Raw genomic sequence first — 23,569 nt, forward strand, 5'->3', positions numbered from 1 at the left:
ACGAATAGTTTCTCTCACCTCGTTTTCTGCGAGGGCGGTCCCGCAGGAATTTTGCGGGACCACCCTCTAGCTGGCCGGTCTATCGCTGATCGCCCTCGTTATCGGATGCGTCTGGGGCATCCGCAGCTTCGGTGCCAGCGTCGGTGTCTTCGCAGGTGTCCTCGGCCATTCCTGCATCTCCGTCGGAAACGGCGTCCTCGGCGGCCTTCTTGCGGCTCTTCGCCGCGTAGAGGGCCGCGCCGCCCGCGAGCGCGGCGAGAACCGCAAGGGCGACGAGGGCGACAAGGTCGCTGCCGCCGGTCTTGCCGAAGAAGGAACCCGGGGGCGTGATCGTCACCGTGACGGTCTGGCCCTCGTCCTCGATGTCCTTGTGCTCGGCCACGAGGATGTCGGTGGCGCTTCCCTCGGCATCGAGGTGCTGCTTGTGCAGCTCCTCGAACACCACGAGGTCGTGGCCGTCAAGCTCGCTCGTGTCGAACTCGCCGAGCTCGATGTCGATAGTGCCGCTCTGCGCGTTCGGCGTGAACTTGAGCTCGGCGGTGACGGTCTTGTCGGCCACCGTCAGGGGCTCGCCGGTCTCCTTGTCCATGAGCGTCGCCTTGAGCGTGTACTCCTTGCCGGGGATCAGGCCCTCGTACTCCACGGTGTCCACGACGACGGAGTCCTTGCTGGCGAGCAGCTCGTGGTCGCCGTCCGTCTTGTCGGTGGCCGTGGTGGAGATGGCGCTCGGGACGAGCTTGACGGTCTGCTCCTCGCTGTCGAGGTCGCACTCGGAGGCGACGATGACGGGCGCGCTGCCCTCATCGAAGCCGCCCTTGAGCATGACCTCGAACACCACGATGTCCTTCGTCTCGCCCGCGAGCCGGTCGATGACGTCGTTGGCGTCGAAGGTGTAGTCGATGGACACGGTGCCGTCGTACTTCTCAGGCGTGAACGCTGCGGTGCCGTAGACCATGTGGGAGAGGAGGTCGGCGTTGTCGGCGATGAGCTTGCTCATGGCATCCATGTCGATGTCGGCGGGCAGCTCCCCGCAGCCGGAGTAATCGAGCACGATGCCCGCTTCGGGAATCGCCACCATATCCGAGACGGCGGCCTGCTGCTCCTCGGTCAGCTCATCGAAGGGGACCTTGCCGGAGGTGCCGACGTTGGCGAAGCCAAGGCCGTCCTCGTCAAAGCCGTTCTCGGAGTCAACGACCTCGTAGGCGCCGTCGGAGAAGACGCGGATGCTCTGGGAGATCGTGACGTCCCCCTCGGTCTCCTGGGACAGCGGCACCTCAAGGTAGCCCTCGCCGCCCTCATGCGTGCTGGAAAGGCCGAGCACGTCGAGGAGCTGCTGCATGAACGCGGCAACATCGGACTGGCTGTATTTCTCGCTGCCGTCGCCCGTGAGGATGGGCAGTCCGGTTTCGGCGTCGATGAGCAGTCCGGCCATGGTGTAATCGACGCCGGTCAACGCATTCTCGTAGGCCACATCATCGGTGATGGCGGCCTCCGCATCCGCGATGACGGTTTTGTCGCCGTCGAGGCCGTCGGAGGCCGTGGTGCCGATGGCCGTCACGTGCGAGGTCGTGGTCTGCCCCTCGTCCTCGATGTCGGCGTGGATGGCGATCTCCACGCCCACGCGCTCCAAGGACTCGAAGGCCACGAGTTCGGTCCCGTGGGGCACGGCGGTTGAGTCGAAGGTGAAGGTCACGTCCACCGTGCCCTCGGATTTCTCCGGCGTGAAGGTGGCCTCGGCCGTCACCGGCTCGCCGTCCACGAGCAGCGGCTCCTCGGTGGCTTCGCCGTCGTCATCCTCGCCCTTGACTATGAGGGTGCCCTTGAGGGTGTACTCCTTGCCCGGGATGAGGTTCTTGTATGCCACGGTGTCGACGATGGTGGACACGCTGTCGGTGATGACGTTCTTATCGCCGTCGTGGCCGTCGGCGGCCGTGGTGCCGATGGTCGGATGGATGACCGTGACGGTCTGCCCCTCGTCCTCGATATCCTTGTGCTCGGCGATCTCCACACCGTTGCGCGCAAGGCTCTCGAAAACGACCAGATCGGTGCCGTCCTCGATGGCGCGGGTGTCGAAGGTGAAGGCCACGTCGACCTTGCCGTCGGCGGTCTCCGACGTGAAGGTGGCCGAGCCCGTCACGGGTTCGCCGTCGATCTCCAGCGGCTCGCCGGTCTCCTTGACCATGAGCGTGCCGGAAACGGTGTACTCCTTGCCGGGGAGCAGGCCCTTGTACTCCACGGTGTCGATGACGGTGGTCTCGTCATCCGTGACGACGGTCTTGTCGCCGTCCACGCTGTCGGTGGCGGAGGTGGAGATATGTGGGTGCTCCGCTGTGACGGTCTGGGCCTTGTCCCTGATGTCGGCGTGGACGGCGATCTCCACACCGGCACGCTCCAGGGACTCGAACGCCACGATCTCGGTGCCGTGGGGGATGAGGCGCGAGTCGAACGTGAATACCACGTCCACCGTGCCGTCTGCCTTGTTGGGCGTGAAGGTGGTCTCGGCGGTGACGGGCTCGCCGTCAACCAACAGGGGATCCTCGGATGCGCCGCCCTCGTCGGTGATGCCCTTGACCATGAGGGTGCCCTTGACGGTGTACTCCTTGCCCGGGATGAGCCCGGTGTAGGAGACGGTGTCGGTAATGACGGTCTCATCGTCCACGACGATGGTCTTGTCGCCGTCGAGGCTGTCCACGGCGGTGGTGCCGATCTCGGGGCGGGTCACGATGACGGTCTGACCCTTGTCCTCGATGTCGGCATGGGCCGCGATTTCCACGCCGCCGCGCTCAAGAGACTCGAACGCAACCAGCTCCGTCTTATCCTTGATGCCGCGCGCGTCGAAGGTGAAGGTCACGTCGACCGTGCCGTTGGAGGTCTCCGGTGTGAAGACGGCCTCGGCCACGACCGGCTCGCCGTCCACCTTGAGCGCCTCCCCGGAGACCTTGCCGTCGTAGCCGGTCTTCTTGATCATGAGGGTGCCCTTTACGGTGTACTCCTTGCCGGGGACGAGGTTCTGGTAGGCCACGGTGTCCACGACGGTGGCCTCGTCATCGACGACGACCTCCTTGTCCGCGTCCATGCCGTCAACGGCGGTGGTGCGGATGTGCGGCTGGGTCGTGATGACGGTCTGGTCCTTGTCCTCGATGTCGGCGTGGACCGCGAGCTCGTTGCCGTTGCGCTCAAGCGTCTCGAAGACGACCAGATCCGTGCCCTCTTCGAGCGCGCGCGAGTCGAAGGTGAAGGTCACGTTGACGATGCCATCGGCGGCCTCCGGCGTGAAGGTGGTCTCGGCCGTGACGGGCTTACCGTCCACCTTGAGCGCTTCCTCCGTCACACTGCCCTCGTCGTCGGTCTTCTTGATCATGAGGGTGCCCTTTACGGTGTACTCCTTGCCGGGGTTGAGGTTCTTGTACTCAACGGAGTCCACGACGGTTGCCTCGTCATCGGCGGCGAGCTCCTTGTCCAGGTCGGCGGCGTCGTAGGCGGACGTGCAGATGTCAGGGGACTTCACGGTGACCGTCTGGCCAAGGTCTTCGATGTCGGCGTGGACCGCCACATCGTGCCCGTTGTGGGAGAGGGTCTCGAACGCGACAAGCTGCGTCCCGTCGGCGAGCGCGAGCGAGTCGAAGGTGAAGGCCACGTTGACGGTGCCGTCGGCGGCCTCCGGCGTGAAGGTGGCCTCGGCTGTCACCGGCTTGCCGCCCACCTCGAGCGCCTCTTGCGTCACGTTGCCTTCCTTGTCGGTCTTCTTGACCATAAGGACGCCCTTGAGGGTGTACTCCCTACCGGGAATGAGGTTCTTGTAGGCCACGGTGTCGACGATGGCCACCTCGTCGTCGGTGGAGACGGTTTTGTCGCCGTCCGCACCGTCCTGGGCGGTGGTGCCGATCTCGGGTTCGATGACCGTCACCTGCTGGCTCGCGTCATCCTTGTCGGTGTGCTCGGCGATGAGGGAGCCACCGGCATCGTAGAGCCTCTCGTAGACCGTGATGGTGCCCCCGGCGAGGTCGTAGGTGGAGATGGGGAGTTCGATGACCTCGATGCCGCTGGCCTCCTTCGCGGTGAACGTCTTCTCGGCGGAGATGGCCTTGCCGTCCCCGTCCTTGAGGATGTCGCCGGTTGCGGCGTCGTGGAGCTCAGCCACGAGCTTGTAGTCGCGGCCGGGGATGAGGCTGGCGTAGGTCACCTTGTCGGCGACGGTCACGTCGCCGACACCGACACAGCTGTCGCCGTCGAGGGCGTCGTAGGCGAAGGTGGTGATCTCGGCCTTCACATCGTCAAGCGTGCCGAAGTCGTAGACGCGCCCGTCGCGGCTGACGACGACCGAGGTCTTGATGAGCTGGTAGCCTTCGTTGGAGGTGCAGCGCAGCTCCTCGATGGTGTATGTGTCGTAGGGCAGCGCGCCGAGCGCGTCGTCCGCTGCGGTCGTCCAGCCCTCGGTGGTGAGGCCGAACCAGATGCCGGCTTCCATATCGAGTTTGGAGCTGTCGATGACACCGTCCGCCTCAAGTGCCCAGTCGTTGCCGTTGGTGTTCTCGGTGTGCTTGTTCCAAGAGGACGCCGAGGAGAAGTAGCCGTTCTCGTCCGTCACGCCCACATGGCTCTCGCCGGTGGCGTTGGAGGTGATCTTGAACGGGATCCCGGCAAGGCGGTCGGCGGTGTCGGTTCCCTTCTTGGTGAACTCAAGGTCGGAGCGCTTCACCTGGTTCTGCGCGGCCCCGTCGGTGCCGGCGAAGGGGTTCACGAGTGCGCCGTCCTCGCTGATGGAGAAATCGATCACCGCGCCGTTCAGGTTGTAGCCCTCGGAGGCCTTGGTCTCTTTCAGCGAGTAGTCGCCGTAGGGCAGCAGATCCGCAGAGGTCGAGACGTGGCCGTCCTTGACAGTAAGGGTCTTCACGACGTCGTTTCCCCCATAGGTGACGCCCTCGACGATGACGGGGTTGTCGTTGAGGGAGCGGATCTCGAACTCGGTGCCGTCGAAGGAGGCGGCGGCACCCAGCGTGGTGTCAAGGCCGCTCTCGATGTCGCGCTTGTCGAACTCGATACCGCCGCGCACGATGTCGTCGCTGACGATGAAGCTGTAGACGGTTCCGTCTTTGCTGACGGTGGCGTGGATGTCGCCGGCGGTGATGAGGTAGGCGTCGTTGGTGGCGGTTTCCCGGATGATGTAGCTGCCGTAGGGGAGCGCGTCGTCCGCCGTGGCGGCGCGCCCCTTCTCATCCGTCACGATGGTGGTCACGGTCTCGCCGCTGGCGTACTCCTTGCCGCCGACGATGACGGAGTTCCCATTGTCGTTGATGATGGAGAACGTGATGCCCTCGAGCGTGCCGCCGCCCTGCGGGATGGTGCCGGTCTCGGTGTCGCGCTTCTGCACGGAGACGCCGCCGCGCATGACACTCTCGGGCACTTCCGGCATGTTGTAGGTGATGACGCCGGTGGTCGGGTTCTCCTGGATCTTCTGGAAGCTCGCATCCTTGCTGTTCAGGATGTAGCCCTCGGGGGCTTTGGATTCGTAGACAACGACGGTGCCGCGAGGCAACGTAACAAAACCGTTCTCGTAATAAAATGCATCGCCGCTGACAAGATAGCTGGCAGACAAAGAGGCGTATCCACGCTCGTTTGTGGCAACAACCCAAGAGCGGGTCGGCTTCACGCCGGCACTTTTGAGGGCATCGTAGCTGTCGTAGGCGAGGGTATCGTAGTACTCGACAGTGAACTCGGCGCCAGCGAGAGATGCGGAACCCTGCGGTAGGTTGCCCTGAAGCTCGGTATAAGTCTTGTCACCGTCATACTTACCGACGACCATTGTCATCGGGTCGCTCGCAGGTGGGTCTTTCACCGTGATCGTTAGGGTCTTGCTGTTCGTGACGGTGAAAGTCTGGTCGGCAGCCTTGAGGTAGCCGGCGGGGGCCTTGGTCTCGCGCAGGGTGTAGGTGCCGGGGAGCAGCGCGAGGGTGCCGGTGTTGCCGTTCGCGTCGGTGGTCAGGGTGCCGACGGAGGAGTTGTTGCTGTCGTACACGGTGAACTCGGCCCCTTTGAGGGAGTAGCAGTCGTTGCCGTTCGTGATGGAGGGGTTGGCGCTGACCTTGACAACCTTCACCTCCGCCTTGACTCGGGCGAACCAGTGGGTCGTGGTGTAGGTGCGCTGCACTTTGTCCAGGTTGTACAGCGCGCCGGGGACAGGGGCAGCGCTCCCGGTGTGCATCAGGATGAAGTAGCCGCCGTCGGACTGCCGCGTCGCGGTGAACGGGTAGGTTCCGTTGGCCGGCACGTTGTAGTCCCCGTGGTTGGGGTTGTTGATGTAGACCTCGTAGCACTCGGCCTTGAGCACCGTGCCGTCAGGCATGGTCATGTTGCCGTACCTACCGACGGGGACGCTCGTGTCGTACCAGTTGCCCGACAAGGTGGCGTACCCCGTGATGGTGCTCCCATCGGAGCTCACCCAGACGGAGTTGCCGTTGTCGAAGGTGAAGGTGTAGCCGTCGTCGGCGTAAGCCGCCGCAGGGGCGAGCATGCCGAACACGTTGCCCAGCGCCAGCACCAGCGCCATCGCGGCCGTGAGCAGGCGACGCGTCCCCTCTCTCACCTTCTTCCGCGTTTCGCGGTTGAGGAGCTTGCGTTCAGTTCCCATGGTCTTTCCTTTCCTCCGAGCGCCCGGACGCTCCGGGCGCTGTCGATCTCATCGCGTCCTCCAGGTGCCGCGCCGTCGGGCGGTCGAGTCCGAGCAGCCAGTTCGAGGAGACGCGCAGCACGGGGCACAGCGCGATGAGCGCATGGGTGGAAACCATCCGCTCGCCGCGCACGTACCGGCTGAGCGCGGAGAGAGACACGCCGCTCTCCTGGGAGACCTCGCTCAAGGTGAGGCCCGTGCGTGCAACGGCGACAGAGAGCCGTCCGGACACGAGCGCGAGGCGCACGGCGTCGGGCAGCGCCGCGCCCGGGCTGCGGGATACCCCATATCCGGCCACCTCCTAACCTTTCCGCCCGCTGTTACGATTGTTCCCAGAACGGCGCTTCTCCCTCACGAAGGAGACGCGCCCGTCTGGGTCGAGTACGCACTTGGCGTCGAAGGTGCCGCCGGCGCGCTTCCTCATGCCCTTGACGACCGCCGTCCCGCCCGAGAGCAGCGAGCGGGCCTGCTTCTCCGTGAGCAGCTTCCCCGCGACGTAGCCGATTCTGAAAGCGCAGCTCCCGGCCTCCTTCCAGCCATCCCCGTCCTTGACGGAGCGCTGGTTTGCGCAGTGCCAACCCTTGCCGGAGCGCGTCGGCACCACCGCGCCGCCGCACAGCGGGCACTTCCCGATGCTCGCGGCCGAGAACCGAGCGGGGTCGAAGCCCTTCCGGGCCTCGGCCACCACCTCGCGCGCGTAGGCCCCTATGTCGGCGATGAACTCCCCGATGGCAGCCCCGTCCCGCTCTATGGCGGCGAGCCTCGCCTCCCACTCGGCGGTGAGCAGGGGCGACTTGAGTCCGTCCGCGACGGTCTCCACGAGCTGGATGCCCTTGTCCGTGGCCAGGATCGAGCGGCCCTTCCGCTCGGCGAACCCCTTGGAGACGATGCGCTCGATGGTGTCGGCGCGGGTCGCCGGCGTGCCGAGCCCGCCCGAATGCGAGCTGTCGTCGGCGATGGCGGCCTTGAGCTCGACGTCCTCTATGTCGCGCCCCGCGTTCTCCATGGCCGAGAGAAGCGTCGCGTCGGTGTAGGGCTTCGGCGCGGCGGTCTTACCCTCCCTGACCTCGGCGTCGCCGACCTTGAGCTCATCGCCTTCGGAAAGGTTCTCGGGGACCGCGCCTGACGCAGGTTCGGCTCCGTCCTCGCCGCCAAGATCCTTGAGGGCGCGGCGGCAGGCGTCGTCCACGGCCATCCACGAGGCGTCCTTGACGGACGTGCCCGACGCGGAGAAATCCAGCCCCGCTATCTTGACGACGGCCTTCGCGTGCGTTCGCATGCCCGGCTCCATGACGGCGGCGAGCAGCCGGCAGCACACAAGCAGCATGACCGCTCGCTCCGCGCCCGACAGCCCCTCCATGGCCGCCTCGTCAAGCTCTCCCGTGGGCAGCACGGCACCGTGGCCGCTCACCTTCCCGTCGTTGACGACGCGCGCGATGTCTGCGCGGGACGGGTCGAAGGCCCCCGCCGCAGCCTCGCCTACGATGCCGGGCGAGGCGATGCGCGGAATGAGGGCCGCCGCCCCGTCGGCGTCGTCGGCGGTGATGTAGCGCGAGTCGGTCCTCGGGTAGGTTGCGAGCTTCCGCTCGTAGAGCGATTGCAAAGCCGTGAGCGTCTCATCGGCGGTGAGGCCGGCGCGGGTCGAGGCGTCGCGCTGCAAACTGGTGAGGTCGTAGAGAAGAGGGGGCTTCGCCACCGCGTCCTTGCGCTCCACGGAGACGACCGTCGCCCGGGGGTGCGCGAGCACGTCGGCGAGCAACGCGTCGGCCTCCTCGCGGGCATCGAAGCGCCCGCTCTCCACGGCGAAGCCGTCGAGGTGCGCGACCACGCGCCAGAAGGGCTTGGGCTTGAAGCCCCGCGCCTCCAGCGTGCGCGCGGCCACCATGGCGAGGACGGGCGTCTGCACGCGACCGACGGACAGGGGAGGGCGGGCGTCGTAGACGAGCGTGTAGGCGCGCGTGCCGTTCATCCCGACCAGCCAGTCGGCCTTGGCGCGCCCCTCGGCGGCGTCTCCCAGCCCATCGTAGTCGCTTCCCGGCCTCATGCGAGCCAGGTCCTTGCGGATGGCCTCGTCCACAAGCGAGGTCGACCACAGGCGCAGGACCGGCTTGGAGCATCCCAGGTGCTCGTAGACGCGCCTGAAGATGCCCTCGCCCTCGCGGTCGGCGTCGCAGGCGTTGACCACCTCGTCCACGTCGGCGCGCGCCATGAGATCGGCGATGACGCGGAGCTGCCGCGCCGCCCCCTCCTCGGCGGCGGGCCTCCACAGCCAGCGCTCGGGCACCATGGGCAGCTTCGCAAGGTCCCAAGGGCCCTCCCACTGCTCGTAGTCGCCCGGCTCGGCGAGGTCCACCAGGTGCCCGTGGCACCACGTGACCACGTAGCCCGCCCCCTCGATGTACCCGTCGCCTTTCGATTTCGCGCCCACCGCCCCGGCGATGGCCCGCGCCACGCTCGGTTTCTCCGCTATGACGAGCCTCATTTCTTCCTCCTCGTTGCGCCGTGCACCTCGGTTCGGGTTCCCGCCTCCGCTCCCGCGCGCAGAGCACGGGCGACGTTTGCCGCGCGCCCGTTGCGCCTTGCGGGGTCCTCGCGCGCCGCCTGGTCGGGGAATCGGGTATAATAGAGGCCGAGCAGGCGCTGGCGGGTGCCTTCGGAGATGCTTGGCAAGCCCATGCTGAATCGAGTCCCCTGCGCTTCCAGCCATGCGCCTGTTCGCTCGCTCATGAAGAAGTCCTTGCCCCCGTCGAGGGCGGGATCTATGAGCTTGTCGAGGTCGGCCACGCCGTGCACGCTCCTGACCTCGCTCACCTCGACCCTTTTGAGTTCGATGTTCGCTCGCACCAAGGTGATGTACTGGTTGCCCTTCTTCGAGTACTCGTCGAGCACGAAGAAAAACGCGGAATCGTCCAGCGCGTCCTGGAACGCGAGCACGTTGCCGACGAGCTCGGTTGCCAGCGCGTCCAGCACGCCTATCTCGGCGCGGTGCTTGCTGACCACGTGCTTCACCGAGGCGCTTGTCATGCACAGGGGCATACCGGAGAGGGCCGGCACGCCGAACACCGACGAATCCATGGAGAACACGAACGGCGTGTACTCCCACATGGACTTAACCCCGGAATCCTTGGCGAAGGAGTATTCGCCGTACTGCTGGGAAAAGGTTTTCAGGCTGCCATCGGGAAGCACTGCGTGCCTGTTGAGGGCCATGACCTTCTCCACCGGTGTGAGCTCTCGGGAACCCATGCCTCTCTCCTTATCTCCGAACCGATCTGTCGGTGACGGTGCGCCGCCCGTGCGACTTCGAGACCCTCGCGGCATCCGCTTGGAGCGCCGCAGGCGACTTCCCGCGCACGTCGGCGGCGAAGATGCGCATATGCCCAGATAGGCACCCGCACACCTTCTCCGCGTCGTCCACCTCCGCATCGCTTGCATGTAAAAGGCGCTTGATACCGTCGCGGTCGAGGACGCCCTCGCGCACCGCGTCGCGCACGCTGGCGAGTGAGGCGGCGTATTCCCGCTCTCCGTACTCCCGGACGCTCATCGTGGCGGCCTCGAAGCCGAAGGCGCACGGCGAGGCGTCCACAAGCTCGACGCGCGCGTGCGCGCAACCGGGGGACGCGAGGTACAGCGCCCGGGCATCCTGCCCGTCGAAGAAACGGCGTGCCTCCTCGGCGTCGTGCGCGGCGAACAGGACCGAGGGGGATTCACCGTCCTCGTCCGAGATGACGGCGCGCACGGAGAAGCGGGCGGCGTCGCGGTCGGCGTCCCAGCAGCTGGAGGCCTTGACAAGCCCGTCCTGCTCGCAGACGACGGCGAAGCCGAAGGAGGCGCACCCCGTCTGCGCGCGCAGGGTTCGGAACGCCTCGATGGGGTCGAGCCCTTCCCAGGCGTAGAGCGCTCGGGCAAGCTCGCTTCCGGCGTACCCGACGCACCCGCCCTTCTCCGAGACGGGGTCGTCCAACGTCATGCGCCATTCCACGCGGTAGGTGGGGTCGTGGCCGCTCATGAGGCCGCCCCGCCTTCGGCGGCATCGGCCGGGTCGCTTTGCGCGGAGCTTTCCTGGGCCTCCGCGCCGCCTTCGGCCCCCTCGTTCTTCGTGCCGCCGTCGGCTTCGAGCTGCCTTCTGAAGGAGTCCTCGTCGCCGAACAGCATGACCGAGAAGCCGCCCGCCGCCTGCGGCATGAGGCGCAGGTAGCTCGCGCCCTCCACGCCGGAGACGATGTAGTAGGCCCCGTCCTCGGCCACGGAGGTGACCCAGAACGCACGGCCGCTGACGTCGAACCCGTTCGCCTCGCAGGCGCTCTTCACGGCGTCGGCGATCTCGCGCCCGGTGGCGTCGAGGTCGCGCCCGGCGCGGTTCTCCACCGACACGCCGTCGCCCTCGTACACGGCCCCGACGCCCAAGGGCTCCTCGTCGGCCCCGGCCTCCGCGCCGGACGTTCCCTCGCCGCCGGCCTCCGCGCCGGATGCTCCCTCGGTATCGGATGGGTCCGAGGATTTCTCGTCTAGGGCGGGTCCGGGCTGCACCTCTTCGGCGGTCGCCTCCTCGGCCCGCTCGGCATCGAGGCGCGAGAGCGCCAAGTCGGCCGACACGGACGCGGCGACTATGAGCGCCATCGCCGCCACGGCGGTGGCGAGCTTCTTCTGCGCGGGGGTCAGAGGACCCCCGCCTTTTCCGAACAGCTTCACGATTCCTCTCCTTCCTGTATTGCGCTTCCCCTGCGGCCCGCCTAGCCCCGAAGGTCTACGCCGCCGTTGAAGCCCCAGCCCATGTAGCCCCCGAGTCCGTAGTTGTCCATGAAGCTCTCCAGCGTCTCGATGTAGGGCGCATCGCCGCCGCGCCGGCTCGCCACCTGGCCGTCTCCGATGTAGATGCCGACGTGCCCCGCGTCGCGCCCGCAGTCGCACTCGACGCCGCCCACCGACCTTGACACGTAGACGGTCGCCCCCACGGGGATGTCGGAGGCCGAGGTGGACACGATCCACGCATCTCCTGCGGAGTGCGCGCAGCACGAGGACGCATCGCACACTCCGGCGGCGGCGTAGACGCGGTACACCCACGCCTGGCACCGCCCGGTGCGCACGCCGTAGGTGCTGGCGCGCGCGGCGTCGGCCACGGCCCTCTGCCGCGCGGAGGCGGAAGCGTAGTCCTGCCCGCCGGCCGTGCCGAGGCCCGACTTGAGCTGCGCGAGGTAGCCGCGCGCGTATTCGATCCGTTGGTCCATCATCGGCAGGCTCGCGCGCGTGAACACGCGCTCGAAGGCCTCTGTGGCCCAGTCGAGGTCGTCGATGGCGCACCACTCCTCGAAGCTCATGCGCTGCCCGAGGCCGGCCACCGCCCCGGTTCCGTAGACGTGGAGGAAGTCGGAGTAGGTGTCGAACATGCCCGGGGCCTCGCTCCACATGAAGTCGAGCTGCACGCCCACGTCGGTCCAAGAGCCTCCCCGGGCGGCGGCGAAGGCCAGAAGCGACTCGAAGCGGCCGCCCACCTCCCACTGGAAAAGTCCGCGCCCCGGACCGCCGCCGCTTTGGTTGCAGGCCGGGTCGAACCCGGACTCCTGGGCGATGTTGCCCATGATCGCGGCGATGGACACGTCGGAGAGGCCCTTGCCCCTGAAGTAGCGCGCCACCTCTGCCTCCACGCCGGAGAGCGAGCCGACGTCGGCCTGCTGGGAGTTCGCGGCCGCTGCGGCCGAGACGACCGAGAGGGTCCCGGCGATGGCCGCCCCGGCCACGCCGAACACGAGGGCGGCGACGAGCAGGATGGGCAGTGCGAGCCAGGCGGCGCGCGTGCGCAGGGTGGACGCGGCGGCCTCGTTCGCCCCGCGCCGAAACCGCATGAACGTCCCGACAACGCCGCCTTTCTCGCCGCGCAGCGTCTGCGCCCTCTCCCGCGAGGTGGACGCGGCGGCCCACAGGCGCTGGGCCGAGCGCTCGCGCCTTTTGGCCGCGCCGCTTTTTCCGAGATCGAGGAGGCGTTGGGCATCGTCGGCGCGCGCGGCGGCCCTGCCGTCCAAGCGCAGCGCACGCGCCTCGAACCCCTCGGCGCGCGCGTCGAGGCGGGTAAGGTGCGCCGTGGCCCTGGCCCCCGCCTTCCCGCGTGCCCGGTCTGCGGCGGCAAAGGCCCTCGGGACGCCCGAGGCGCCGGCTCCCATGTCGCCCATGGCCTCGCGCTCGACTGAGGGGTCGTCTCCTTCCGGCTCCCAGGCGCTCCTCGTCTGCTCGCGCAGCCAGCCCCAGGCGGCCTTGGGGCGCTGCCTGAGCCACCCTCCGAAACTTTGGGCGACCTCGTCGCCAAACACCCTGGCCGCGCCGCGCGGGCGGCTCTCCACCGCGACCGCCGCAGGGGCCGTGACCTTCTCCGGGGCGGGCGTCTGCGGGCTCGCCTTGAGAGAGCGCGCGGTGCCGAAGGCCGGCGCGGCGAAGGTCGGTGGCAGATCGGCTCTGAGGACCCTGCCGAGGCCGAGGGCGGCCGGGGCATCCGTCTTGGGCGCTGCGAGCCACTCGGATGCGTCGAAGGCGCGCGCGGCATCGAATGCCGACGACAAATCGGTCCCGAGGACCCTGCCAAGCCCGAGGGCGGACGAGGCGTCAACCCTGAGCACGGCGAACCCCTCGGTCGCGCTCACGCGGGTGACCGAGAAGCCCGAGGATGCGGTCTCGGGGGCGACAGCGCGCATTCCTTCGAGGAAGTCCAACTCAAGCCTCCTTCCGCGCACCGAGCGGCTCCCCGCCGCCATGGGCCGCCTCGTCCATGGCGGCGAGGTCGTCGATCTTGGTGGTGGTGATGCGGTAGAGCTGCGTGTCTTTGGGGATCCTGTTCTCGAACGGGATGATCTTGCCGTTGGCGACCAGCAGCCCCTCGCCGACGCCGGAGTTGCGGATGTAGCCCACCTGCTCGTCGGAGAGGGAGAGCACCTCGCCGAGCGCCATGGCGTCGGTGGCCGACTGCCCGAGCAGGAGCAGGAAGTCGGAGTTCGCGAGCATGAGGCGGGTCTTCTCGTTATTGACGAGGCGCTCGACGTTCTGCGTGATGCCCGTGGGGATCGCGCCGTACTTGCGGCTGCGCGTCCAGAGCATGTCGAAGTAGTCCACGGCGTAGCCGTTGGAGAGCAGAAGCTGCATCTCGTCGATGAACACCCACGTGCGCACGTGGCGCTCGCGGTTGCGCACGATGCGCTGCCACGTGGCGTCGAGCAGGATGAGCAGCGCGAGGCCCTTCATGTTGTCCGCGAGGTCGCGCACGTCGTAGACCACGAACCGCGAGCTGGTGTCCACGTTGGTGCGGTGGGAGAACAGGTTCGCCTGCCCGGAGATGTAGCGCTCGATGGTGGTGGCGGGCAGCGCGCCCTCGTCCTCGGGCTGGCCTTTGAGGATGTCGTGGAACTCCACGAGCGTGGGGATGTCGGCGGGGTCCTTCGTCTCGAAGAACCGCTCGTAGGCGATGGTCACCGAGCGGTCCACGAGCGTTTTCTGGAGCTCGGTGAGGTTCTTGGCCATCTGCTCCACCATGGAGATGATGGCGTCGGTCTTCATGGCGAGCGGCTGGGCCTCGTCCGACTCGACCTCGAGGTCGAAGGGGTTGATGTAGGTGCCCGAGCTCGCCGAGACGTCCACGACCTCGCCCGCGAACTCGCGCGCGGTGCCGAGGTACTCCCGCTCCGGGTCGATCACGATGACGTCGGCGTCCGGGTCCGACAGAAGCACGTTTTCGATGAAGTACTTCGCGTTGACGGACTTGCCGCGCCCCGGCTTGCCCAGGATGAACCCGTTGGGCGAGGTGGCGGCCTTCCGGTCGTAGAAGATGAAGTTCTTCGAGATGCGGTTCTGGCCCATGTACATGCCGCCGGGCTCCATGAGCTCCACGCTCGTGAAGGGCATGAGCGCCGCCGCCGGCGCGGTGCACATGTTCATGCGGTACTCGTCGGGGATGCGCGACGCCCCCGTGCCGAGGGCCGCCTGGAAGCCCTGCATCTGCAAGCAGGTGAGCGGCGCGAGGCGGCAGTTGAACATGCGCGCGACGGACTTGATCTCCTCGACGAACAGGTCCCGCTCGTCGGGGGTGTCGCCCCACGCGAGCACGGTCATGGCGACGCTCCAGTACTTCTGCTGGCGGTCGAAGAGGTCGCCGCGCAGAAGCTCGGCGTTCGCGATGGCGTCGCGCAGATCCGAGGGCAGCATCTCGTCGGTGATGAACATGCGTTGCGAGTGCTTCTGGATGTAGCTGCTCTTCTGGACCTTGGTGTCGGTGAGGTAGGTTTCCACCGTCTCGCGGGCCTTCGCCTGATCCCAGCCCCGGTAGTCTATCGTGATGGCGACGTTGAGCGGCAGCTCGGTGATTTTGGAGAGCATGTCGGCGCGCACCGAGGTGGACCACTTCTGCATGTAGAGCGCCTGCCCGAACACCCCGCTCCACGAGCAGGAGGTCGATGGGTCGGCATTGCGCTCGAAGCTCGTGGGGGCCACGAGGTCGGCGGTGGTCAGGCCCGGCAGCGCCTCCAGGTCCTTGTAGGACACCCCGCCCGTGCCGTCTTTGGGGTTGGTGACGGCGCACATGACCTCCAGCCTCTCGGTGCCCGAGAGCTCGCGCGCCCCCACGCCCAGAAGGCGCAGCTGGTCGATGGCCGTCTGGCAGGCGCGCGCGAGCACGGGTTCGGCTTTCTCCTTCGTGGCCGCGCCCGTGCGCAGGACGATGAACCGCCGACGCCTGATGTTTTGCCGGGTCTCGCTCACGCGCGAGTCGATGATGTCGTTGATCTCGCGGCGGAGCGCGTTGCCCCGCCCGTCGCCCTCGACCATCGGCATGTACATCTCGCGCCTGAACTGCTCCTCGGGGATGACGTGCATGAGGATGAGCACCTGCATGCGCACCTCGGCGTCGAAGGAGTTCAGCATCGTGGCGTAGCGGTTGAAGAAGTCGTCCTGGTCGGCCTGCTTGGCCGCCTGGAAGTTCGCGTCGTCAAATTCGACGCAGCGCGAGTACACGCCCTCCTCGATGAGGCACGTCCCGTTGTAGAACATCTTCTCGTAGCCCAGGGCGGCCAGGCTCGAGGCGTCGGCGCGGGCGATCCGCGCCCCCGACGCCGCCGCCCTGCGAGCCGCCTTGCGCTGCTTGCGCGATGCGCGCACGCGCTCGCCGCAGCCGGGGCACTTCTTATCGCTCCACGCGAGCTCGCGCCCGCACTTCTGGCAAAACATTCGCTTATCCCTCCAAAGAACCGGGGTCGTACTCGCGCCGCTCGGCTTTGAGGGCGCGCCTGTCGGCGCGCGTCAGGCGGCGCTTCTTGCGCGGGCACTCGGTGGGCGCGCCTAAGACCTGGGGCCGCGCGTACATCAGCAGGCGCGGCACGCGCCGCTCGGCGAGCGTGATGGAAAGCCACGTCTCGGGTTTGAGGCCGCGCGGGCGCCCTATCCCCACATACCCCACACCCGCGCCGACGGCGAACGTCGCGTACATGGAGACCGAGTAGGGCACGGGGCCGGCCACCGACAGCGCCGCGAAGGTCGCCGCGCTCGCGGTGATCACGGCGATGCCGGTCATGAGGTGGCGCGTGGTGAATCCGAAAAACGGCTTGGGTTCGAACTCGGTTATGTCGCGTCGCAAGACGATCTCTATCATCGGCGGCTCCTTCCTTACGCGCCCACGACCGCGTTGGCGATCTCGCGGGACTGCTTGACCATGAGGAACATCACAATGCAGCTGACCATGGGGCCGACGAGCGACATGAACGACGCTATGAGCGTGTCGGGGCCGCTGGCCGTGAACAGCCCGACGGACTGCCTTATGAACACCGATCCCAGCCCCACGACGAGCAGGACGACGAGGGCCTGCACGCACACGCCCGCGAACTGCTTGATGTAGCGCACGCCGCTCTCGCGCGTGGACTGGTTGGCGAGCATGACGAACGCAAATCCCGAGAACACCATGCGCACGCACACCTCGAACACCCGCACGACGACCACCACCTGCACGTAGATGGCGGTTATGGCCGCGACGATGAGGACGACGAGGGCCACGAGGAGCATGATGAGCGCGGTCCCGCCGCCCTGCGAGAAGGTGATGGAGCGGAACGACTCCATGAACGCGTCGTGGTAGACCGTGGCGTTGACGGCCCCCGCCAGAAGGCCGGTGTCCTGCATGGCCGCGCCGATGTCGTTGACGACCTCGAAGATCGCGCGCATGATGCGCACGCCGTGGACGATGGCGGTCTGAACGAGCAGGTACTTCACGGCTATCCACGCGTAGGACGCGAACAGGTCGGTGCCGTGGCGGCCCCCCATCCCCGCGTCGCGCCCGAAGCTCATGAGCGAGAACACGAAGGCGAGGCCCAAAAACCCGCCGGACACCGGCACGACGACCCTCTCGGCGACGTCGAGCACTATCCGGTAAGCGCTCGCGTAATCGCCCCCGGCGAGGTTGACGTCGAACATGTCGCCCGTCGATATCTGCGCCATGAACTCATCGGCCCACGACGAGAGGACCGAGGCCGCCTGGGCGCTGAGTCCGTAGAGGAAGTCCGACACGCACAGCCCGAAGTCGAAGTGGAAGTCGAACACGTTGAACGAGGGCGTGTAGTGCGTCGCGCTCATGAGGTCGTCGCCCGCAACGTCGCTCGTGTCCTCGCGCGAGGCGTACAGCCACGGCTCGTCATCGCTCACCTCGGCGCTTCCCCCCAGCTCGGATGCCGTGGTGGCAAAGGCGGTCTGGGGGAGGAGCGCCGAGGGCGCGATGAGCGCGACGGCGAGCGCGAGCGCGGCGAGCAGAGCGCGCAGCGCACGGCCGCGAAGCGGGGTCTTTTCGCCGAAGGGAGGCATGGGACGTCCTAGAACGTTGGGAACTGAAGGACGCCGGATGCCAGCGCCGCGCCGATGGCGCACATCGCGCCGCCGACGGCGATGACCCACACCGCGCCCTCCTGGGCCTGCGCGTCGTGGCTCTTGCCGCCCGAGATCCATTTGAAGATTCCGACGGCGGCGGTGAGGCCGCCCACGAACACAAGCAGGCTACCGCCGTAGTTGAGAAGCTGGTTGAAGAAATTCATAGTGCTCCGATCTGTTGATGTTTCACGTGCGGCGGGCGCATCCGGGCCGCCCGCCGTCAGGTGGCGTTGACGACGTACACCTCCCCGACGCCACCCATGAACTCGCGCATCCGCTCCTGCATGGCTATCTCCTCGTCTGCGATGAGGCGCAGTTCGGCGCGCTTCTCCCTCTCCTTGTCGTACCTCCAGTCCTCCAGCACGAACTCGCCGGCTTCGGCAAGCTCGCGGTAGCGGGGGTGGTCTAAGGTCTTGTACTTCTTGTCCTTGAAGGGGCGCGCGCCGTTGATGAACACAAGGCAGTCGTCGCCCGCGAACTTGTCGGGGTTGTTGGAGAGGTCGGACGCCGACAGCAGGTCGCGCGCGATGCGCGTCTCCGAGTCCGAGTAGCCTCCCTGCCGCCCGCGGCTCTCGCTGCGGTTGCGCACGACCTCGGTGTACTTGCCGAGCTTCTCGGAGTAGTGCTTGTTCGTCTCGAAGTCCGAGCGCCCGAGGTAGAGGTTGGTGTCGCAGTTGCCCTCGATGACGGGGGCCTTGTCCCCGTAGAGGCCCTTGAGCTGGGCCGCGTTCTGCATGATGGGGTGCAGGTAGATCCAGCGGCTCCGAAGCGTCGCGATCTTCTTCTCCAGGTCGGGGATGCGGCCGATGTTGGCGAGCTCGTCCAAGATGCAGACGACGGGCAGCTTGCAGTGGCTGCCGGGGTTGCGGTCGGCTATCGCGGTGTTGCGGTCGAACAGCTGGTAGAGCAGCATCGCCAAGATGAAGTTGAACGTGGAGTCGGTGTCGGACATGACCAGGAAGAACGCGGTCTTGCGCTCGCCGATCTTGTCCAGCTCCAGCTCGTCTTCGGAGAAGAAGTCCTTGACCGAGCCGACCGAGAAGGGGGCCATGCGCACGTGGCACGACGAGATCACGCTCGCCTCCGTCTCGGGGGACCGGGCCGTGGACTTGAAGCCCTTGTACAGGCTGAGGACGAACCACTCGTCGGAGCGCCGCGCCGCCTCCTCGCTGCCGTGCCGCTTCACGCACCACTGCTTGTAGCCCATGAACGACTCCTCGGGCGTGGCGCCCTCGTACCCGAACATGAGGATGTCAAGCGGGCTCACCGACTGCCCGGCCTCCTCGCCCTCGGTCATCTGGAGCAGGTTCACCATCTCGTTGAACGTGCGGGCCTCGGGCTGGTCGGCGTAGAAGAAGTGCAGGTAGCCGATGAGGGCCATATAGAGCTGGCGCTCGGCCTTCACGAAGTAGTCCTCGTTCGCGTCCGGGTGCTTGCCCTCGCCGGTGGTGTTCTCGACGAGCAGGTTCACGATCTGGATGATCGAGGTCGAATCGGTGATGTACATGAGGGGGTTGTAGTGCATCGAGGCCGTAAGGTCGCGTCCGTCCTTCAGGGCGACCACCTTCAGGTCGTAGCCGTGGCGCAGGAAGAAGTTGCCGTACTGCTTGAGCGTGTCGCCCTTGGGGTCGGTGACGACGTAGGAGCCGTAGAGCTGGAGCAGGTTGGGGCCGACGTAGTTGAACGTCTTGCCCGAGCCCGACCCTCCGATGACGAGCACGTGCTTGTTGCGCTCGGTGAGCGGATCGGGGATCTTCGAGAGCTGCAGGCGCGCCGTCTCCGACAGGATGATGTTGTCGTCCTCCATCCGGTCGCACCATTCGGGCTTGGGATTGGGCTTTTTCACCGCGATGCCGAGCTTGGCGAGCGCGAATGCGCGCGGGTCGCGCAGGAGCGCGGCGCGTCGGGCGCGGGGCTGTTCGGGAAGCGTGCGCTTGACATGCGTCACGGTGCCCAGGTGCGCGAAGGCCGCCATCTCGTTCTCGGTCGCCCAGGCGGCCTCGCCGTACTCCTTGCCCTTGACCTCGCGGGCGCGCCGGCGCTCGCCGCCGTAGTCGTAGGTGGCCATGCCGGCGAACATGACGAGGGCGAGCGCGGCCCAGAACGCCCACATGAACCGAGGGTCGAGCCACAGCGGGTCGTGGGCCATCCCCTCGATGAGGGGATCGATGGAGAAGTTCGCGTCGAAGGAGATCGGATTGTCGGCGTAGTAGGAGGCCACGCGGTTGGCGAGCCATCCGGCGAGCGTGCCGCCGCAAAGCGACCAGAGCACCCACAGAAGCGCGTTCATCGGCGCGGCCCTCCTTCTCGGGAGGGTTCAACGACGATCTTCGGCGTCGCATTCGTCGCGGCCGACTTCCGCGCAAGGTCCTTCGCCCGCATCTCGCGGGCACGCAGCTCCGCGTTTTTTGGCGGTGCGGCCAAGGCTTCGCCTTCTGCGCGCTTCTCGGCCGTACCGCTCAATGCTTTTCCCCGCTTCGTCACCTGCTCCTCGGCGGCGGCCCGCTCTTCTGTTCGCCGCGCGCGGTCGAGGGCCGACACCGCGCCGAGCACAGCGCTCTCCAGAGGCTGGTCGGCCACGAGGAACACGTTCTCGTCTTGGCTTGAGGAGCTGGCCTTAACCCGTCCGTTGCGGGAAATCTCGTAGGAGGGACGGCCCTTGCCGTCTACGCCGACGAATATCTCGATGCGGGGGTCGCGCTCGTCTTTCGCAGCCCACATGCCGGCGCGCTCGTCCGAGCGCTCGAAGGAAAGCCCGAGGAATGTGAAGCTGCCCGGGTAGTTCCCGTGCGAATCCCGCCTGATAGGGGTCGCCTCCACTTCGTTCTTATCGAGCCCGTAGGCAAGGGCGGCGACCTTCACGGATTCGGCGAAGGAGTCGAGGTCGGCCCCGTTCGGTCCCTTCAAGGTGACCTCCACCAGGCCCTTGGGATCGCGGGAGAACATGACCGACGCCCCCTGCCTGTTGAGCTCGCGGCACATGGCCGCAAGGTCCTCGCGGCCCTCGAGGACCTTCGCCGCGTCGAGCGTGGAGCCCGCCCCGCCTGAGAGGGCCGGGGACGGGGCGTCCTCGCCGCGACGCTGCCCCTCGGCACACACGTGCGCCTCGTCGAGGTTCGCGTTGGGGGCCACGGAGGCGAGCGCCGAGAGGAACTGATCGCGCTGCCCCCTCGGCACGAAGAACTCAACCTCGCCCGCCGGCGTCTCGGGGGAGGCAAGCCCCGACACGGTGGAGCGGATGCCCCGGCGCTTGCCGCCCTCGGTGATGGCGATGCTTAAGTTGCGCATCGTGAACTGCCTGCTCAGGGAATCGAGCTCGCCCGTGGTCAGCACGCCGGCTCCCAGGCGGTAGGAGAAGGACTCGCCGTCGGAGTTGGCGACCTTGACGGATACGAGTCCCTTCTTGCCGTGTCCAGGCAGCGCGTCTGCCACCTTGTCGGTCACGCCGTGGACGCTGCGCATGATGATGCCCTCCCGGCCCTCTTGGGCGAGGTGGGCGGCTCTTTGCCTCTGGGCTTCGGCGAGTGCTCTGAGGATGAGCATGAAAAGCTCGCTTGCCCCTTGCACCACCGTGTCGCCGACCTTGATGACCAGCCCGACGGCCTCGTCCTCTGCTGCCATGCCTATCCTCCCATCTTCGCGCGGCGGGCCTTTTCCAGCGCGTCGCGGTTGTCGTCGATCCAAGCTGCAAGAAGGTTGCGCCGGTGCTTCCTCTCGTCGGACTCCTCAGCGTTGCGCACGGCCTCGTTGAGCGCGATGGCCTCGCGCGTGAGCTGGCCGAGGTGGTTCGACATCGCGAAGATCAGCAGCTTGTCGTCGGGCAGGCCCTCGGCGGCTTCCGCCCGAAGCACCCCCTCCATCCGCTTTTTGTCCAGGTGCGCGCCAATGCCCTGCGGGTTTCCGGGGTTGAGCAGCCTCTCGGCGTGCGGGAGGTAGCGGGTGGGGCGGTCGGGGTACTCTGCCCGGATCGCCTTGGTCATGGCGCAGGCCGCCTTCTCGATCTCGTCTGCGGAAAACCCCATGGACCTGAGTTTTCGGTAGTTGTCGTATCCGTAGCGGTACCCCTCCGTCGAGGGCATGAAGGGGCGAAGCCTCATGAAGTCGTCGAGCAGGGGCGCCGGCTCGGAGGGTTTCTCCGCGTGCGCGCCATCGGATTCTGTTTCTGAATATGTTTCTGTTTCCCTTATCTGTGTACGCCCACGTACCCCCGGTACGCCAACGGACGGGGGGTACGTGGGCGTACCCCCGGTACCACCAGGCTCTTTGTCGTTTTCGCCATGGCAAGGGGGGTACGCGGGCGTACCCCCCTTGCCATGGGCGTACCCCTCGTTCGCCACTTCGACAAGCTCGTGCTCGACGGCCACGGAGGGAGCGGAGGGACCGAGGAGGTAGCGCGGGTAGATCTGCCCGTCCACCTTCTCGTGCGCGCGCACGATGCAGCCCTTCGCTACGAGGGAGTCGAGCACCCGGTTGACGGTGGTTTTGGATTTGCCGAGCCAGTAGGCGAAGTAGCCGCGCGAGCAGCGGCACGCGCTCACGCCGTCCTGGCAGAAGCCGTAGATGATCGCGTAGGCCAAAAGCTCGTCGCCCGTGAGGTCGAGCTCGTCCACCATGAAACGTTGCAGCACGACGTAGCCGCCTTTGCTGGCGTGCTCGAAGCCGGGGCTACCCATGCCGCTCACCGGCCGCTGCGCGGGGTATGGGGCAGATGCCCGCCACCTCTCCGACGCTTTCCTTGGCGATGCGCCAGCGCCCGTCGTCGCGGCGCGTTCGGAAGGCCATGCGGAACCACGAGCCATCTTCGAGCATTCGGTAAACCGTGCGCACCGACACGCCCAGGAAGTCGGCCGCCTCCTGGGGCGTAAGCCAGTCGTCGAGGGCCTCGTAGGAGGACATCACGCTCACAGCACCCCTCCGTTTCCCGCAACGCCCGCGCACCACGCTTTGCTGACAAGGAAGTCGCTCAAGGGGATGTCGAAGGAGCGGGCGAGGTTGACGAGGTGCAGCGAGTCGAGGCCATCCGCCTCGCCATGGGAGAGCCGGAGCAGCTTCGGGAGGGGGACGCCCGTCTCCTGCGCGAGATCGACGTAGGACGGCGCGGAGCGGTCCTCGCATATCGTGCGCAGGGCCTCGACAAGGGGCGACAGGTCGATACTCGACCCGGTTGAGGGCATAGGGCTACTGCAAGCCATGGCGGCCTCCAAGCACGGGGGTATGCGGTCAGATGGTCATACGGTCGGAAATGACATACTTGATTATGCCCGCTCATACGGAAACCAACGGGGTTTTTATCGCCTGTTCTGTTATGAAATGCTAATATGCGTTTCATAACTTTCAATATGGAAGGAGGTTGCGAGGTGAGGCAGAGGCTCAAACCGCTCGGAAGGAAGGAACTGGGAAGGTACCTGCGCCATTACCGCAAACGCGCGGGGCTGTCCGCCAGGGAGGTGGCGGCGCATCTGGGGTACGCGGACCAGCAGAGCGTCTACAACGTGGAGTCGGGCAAGACATCCCTGTCCATCGAGAGGCTCTACGAGGCGTTGAGCATCTACGGCGTAGACCCGGACGAGGCTTTCACGGAGCCCTTCGAGGAGGTGGACAACCCCAGCAAGGCCAAGCGCCGGGGGTCGGTGCGGGAAAACGAGCTGAGGAAGGTGTTCGCGGATTTGGACAACGAGAACCAGCGGATCGTGCTTCGGGTGGCGCGCGGGCTGCTTGCCGGCCAGTCCGAGAGCAGCGGCGAAGATAGGCAGATACCCCTATAGTTTTGTGACCATAAGGGCATATGAACGCAAGGCCACACAGGCCTATTCCCTTGGCACGAGGGCATGTGCGCAAGTGCGCACAAAGGCATATGCCCGTATGAGTAGGTTGTTGAGTGCCCGGATATACCGAAGCGGGCGGAGCCGACGTGCGAACCACGTGCCGCTTGCTGTCCCTATGCGCATATACCCCTATGGGTATATGCGCCGCTCACCTGGAGGAAAAACCGTTAACCGACCAGGAAAAAGAGGGAAGGTTATG

17 protein-coding genes are annotated in these 23,569 nt (G+C 66.7%); 1 reads left to right on the forward strand and 16 read right to left on the reverse strand.

The annotated features are described in order from the left end of the window. Positions 1-79: 79 nt before the first annotated feature. The 16 genes from ACWKY3_RS12440 to ACWKY3_RS12515 are packed head-to-tail and all read right to left on the reverse strand — an operon-like array spanning position 80 to position 22,737. A complete protein-coding gene (locus tag ACWKY3_RS12440; RefSeq protein ID WP_449316710.1) occupies positions 80-6,628 on the reverse strand; it encodes a VaFE repeat-containing surface-anchored protein in 6,549 nt (2,182 codons plus the stop codon). Further along, complete coding sequence (locus ACWKY3_RS12445; protein ID WP_449316711.1) at positions 6,618-6,965, reverse strand: helix-turn-helix domain-containing protein; 348 nt, start codon at positions 6,963-6,965, stop codon at positions 6,618-6,620. The genes ACWKY3_RS12440 and ACWKY3_RS12445 overlap by 11 nt, the downstream gene beginning before the upstream one ends. Before the next feature lie 3 nt (positions 6,966-6,968). Then, entirely contained in the window at positions 6,969-9,149 is a 2,181-nt protein-coding gene (locus ACWKY3_RS12450; RefSeq protein ID WP_449316712.1) for a DNA topoisomerase, read from the reverse strand. Next, positions 9,146-9,910 (reverse strand): hypothetical protein, encoded by a 765-nt coding sequence (locus ACWKY3_RS12455; RefSeq protein WP_449316713.1) that lies wholly within the window; start codon positions 9,908-9,910, stop codon positions 9,146-9,148. Before ACWKY3_RS12455 ends, ACWKY3_RS12450 begins: the two co-directional genes overlap by 4 nt. 10 nt (positions 9,911-9,920) lie before the next feature. Beyond that, positions 9,921-10,673, reverse strand: a complete 753-nt coding sequence (locus ACWKY3_RS12460) for a hypothetical protein (RefSeq protein WP_449316714.1) — start codon at positions 10,671-10,673, stop codon at positions 9,921-9,923. Further along, the gene (locus ACWKY3_RS12465) at positions 10,670-11,356 is read right to left on the reverse strand and encodes a hypothetical protein (protein ID WP_449316715.1); all 687 of its coding nucleotides are present in this window, start codon (positions 11,354-11,356) and stop codon (positions 10,670-10,672) included. Before ACWKY3_RS12465 ends, ACWKY3_RS12460 begins: the two co-directional genes overlap by 4 nt. Before the next feature lie 41 nt (positions 11,357-11,397). Next, positions 11,398-13,407: a phage tail tip lysozyme gene (locus ACWKY3_RS12470; protein WP_449316716.1), complete on the reverse strand. Its 2,010-nt coding sequence runs from the start codon at positions 13,405-13,407 to the stop codon at positions 11,398-11,400. Next, positions 13,367-15,865, reverse strand: coding sequence for a VirB4-like conjugal transfer ATPase, CD1110 family (locus tag ACWKY3_RS12475; protein WP_449316717.1), 2,499 nt, complete (start codon positions 15,863-15,865; stop codon positions 13,367-13,369). Before ACWKY3_RS12475 ends, ACWKY3_RS12470 begins: the two co-directional genes overlap by 41 nt. Positions 15,866-15,869: 4 nt before the next feature. After that, a complete protein-coding gene (locus ACWKY3_RS12480) occupies positions 15,870-16,286 on the reverse strand; it encodes a PrgI family protein (RefSeq protein WP_449316718.1) in 417 nt (138 codons plus the stop codon). 14 nt (positions 16,287-16,300) lie between these two features. Then, the gene (locus ACWKY3_RS12485; protein WP_449316719.1) at positions 16,301-17,482 is read right to left on the reverse strand and encodes a type IV secretion system protein; all 1,182 of its coding nucleotides are present in this window, start codon (positions 17,480-17,482) and stop codon (positions 16,301-16,303) included. Between the two features lie 8 nt (positions 17,483-17,490). Further along, a complete protein-coding gene (locus tag ACWKY3_RS12490) occupies positions 17,491-17,709 on the reverse strand; it encodes a hypothetical protein (protein ID WP_449316720.1) in 219 nt (72 codons plus the stop codon). A gap of 56 nt (positions 17,710-17,765) precedes the next feature. Then, positions 17,766-19,835: a VirD4-like conjugal transfer protein, CD1115 family gene (locus ACWKY3_RS12495; protein WP_449316721.1), complete on the reverse strand. Its 2,070-nt coding sequence runs from the start codon at positions 19,833-19,835 to the stop codon at positions 17,766-17,768. Continuing rightward, the gene (locus ACWKY3_RS12500) at positions 19,832-21,166 is read right to left on the reverse strand and encodes a hypothetical protein (RefSeq protein ID WP_449316722.1); all 1,335 of its coding nucleotides are present in this window, start codon (positions 21,164-21,166) and stop codon (positions 19,832-19,834) included. Before ACWKY3_RS12500 ends, ACWKY3_RS12495 begins: the two co-directional genes overlap by 4 nt. A 2-nt stretch (positions 21,167-21,168) precedes the next feature. After that, complete coding sequence (locus ACWKY3_RS12505; RefSeq protein WP_449316723.1) at positions 21,169-22,218, reverse strand: hypothetical protein; 1,050 nt, start codon at positions 22,216-22,218, stop codon at positions 21,169-21,171. Beyond that, entirely contained in the window at positions 22,211-22,441 is a 231-nt protein-coding gene (locus ACWKY3_RS12510; protein WP_449316726.1) for a helix-turn-helix domain-containing protein, read from the reverse strand. The genes ACWKY3_RS12505 and ACWKY3_RS12510 overlap by 8 nt, the downstream gene beginning before the upstream one ends. Before the next feature lie 5 nt (positions 22,442-22,446). Beyond that, positions 22,447-22,737, reverse strand: a complete 291-nt coding sequence (locus ACWKY3_RS12515; RefSeq protein WP_449316724.1) for a helix-turn-helix domain-containing protein — start codon at positions 22,735-22,737, stop codon at positions 22,447-22,449. A gap of 165 nt (positions 22,738-22,902) precedes the next feature. Between ACWKY3_RS12515 and ACWKY3_RS12520 the strand changes: the two genes are divergently transcribed. Further along, entirely contained in the window at positions 22,903-23,310 is a 408-nt protein-coding gene (locus ACWKY3_RS12520; protein WP_449316725.1) for a helix-turn-helix domain-containing protein, read from the forward strand. Positions 23,311-23,569 lie beyond the last annotated feature (259 nt).

This window comes from Rubneribacter sp. (assembly GCF_965361815.1).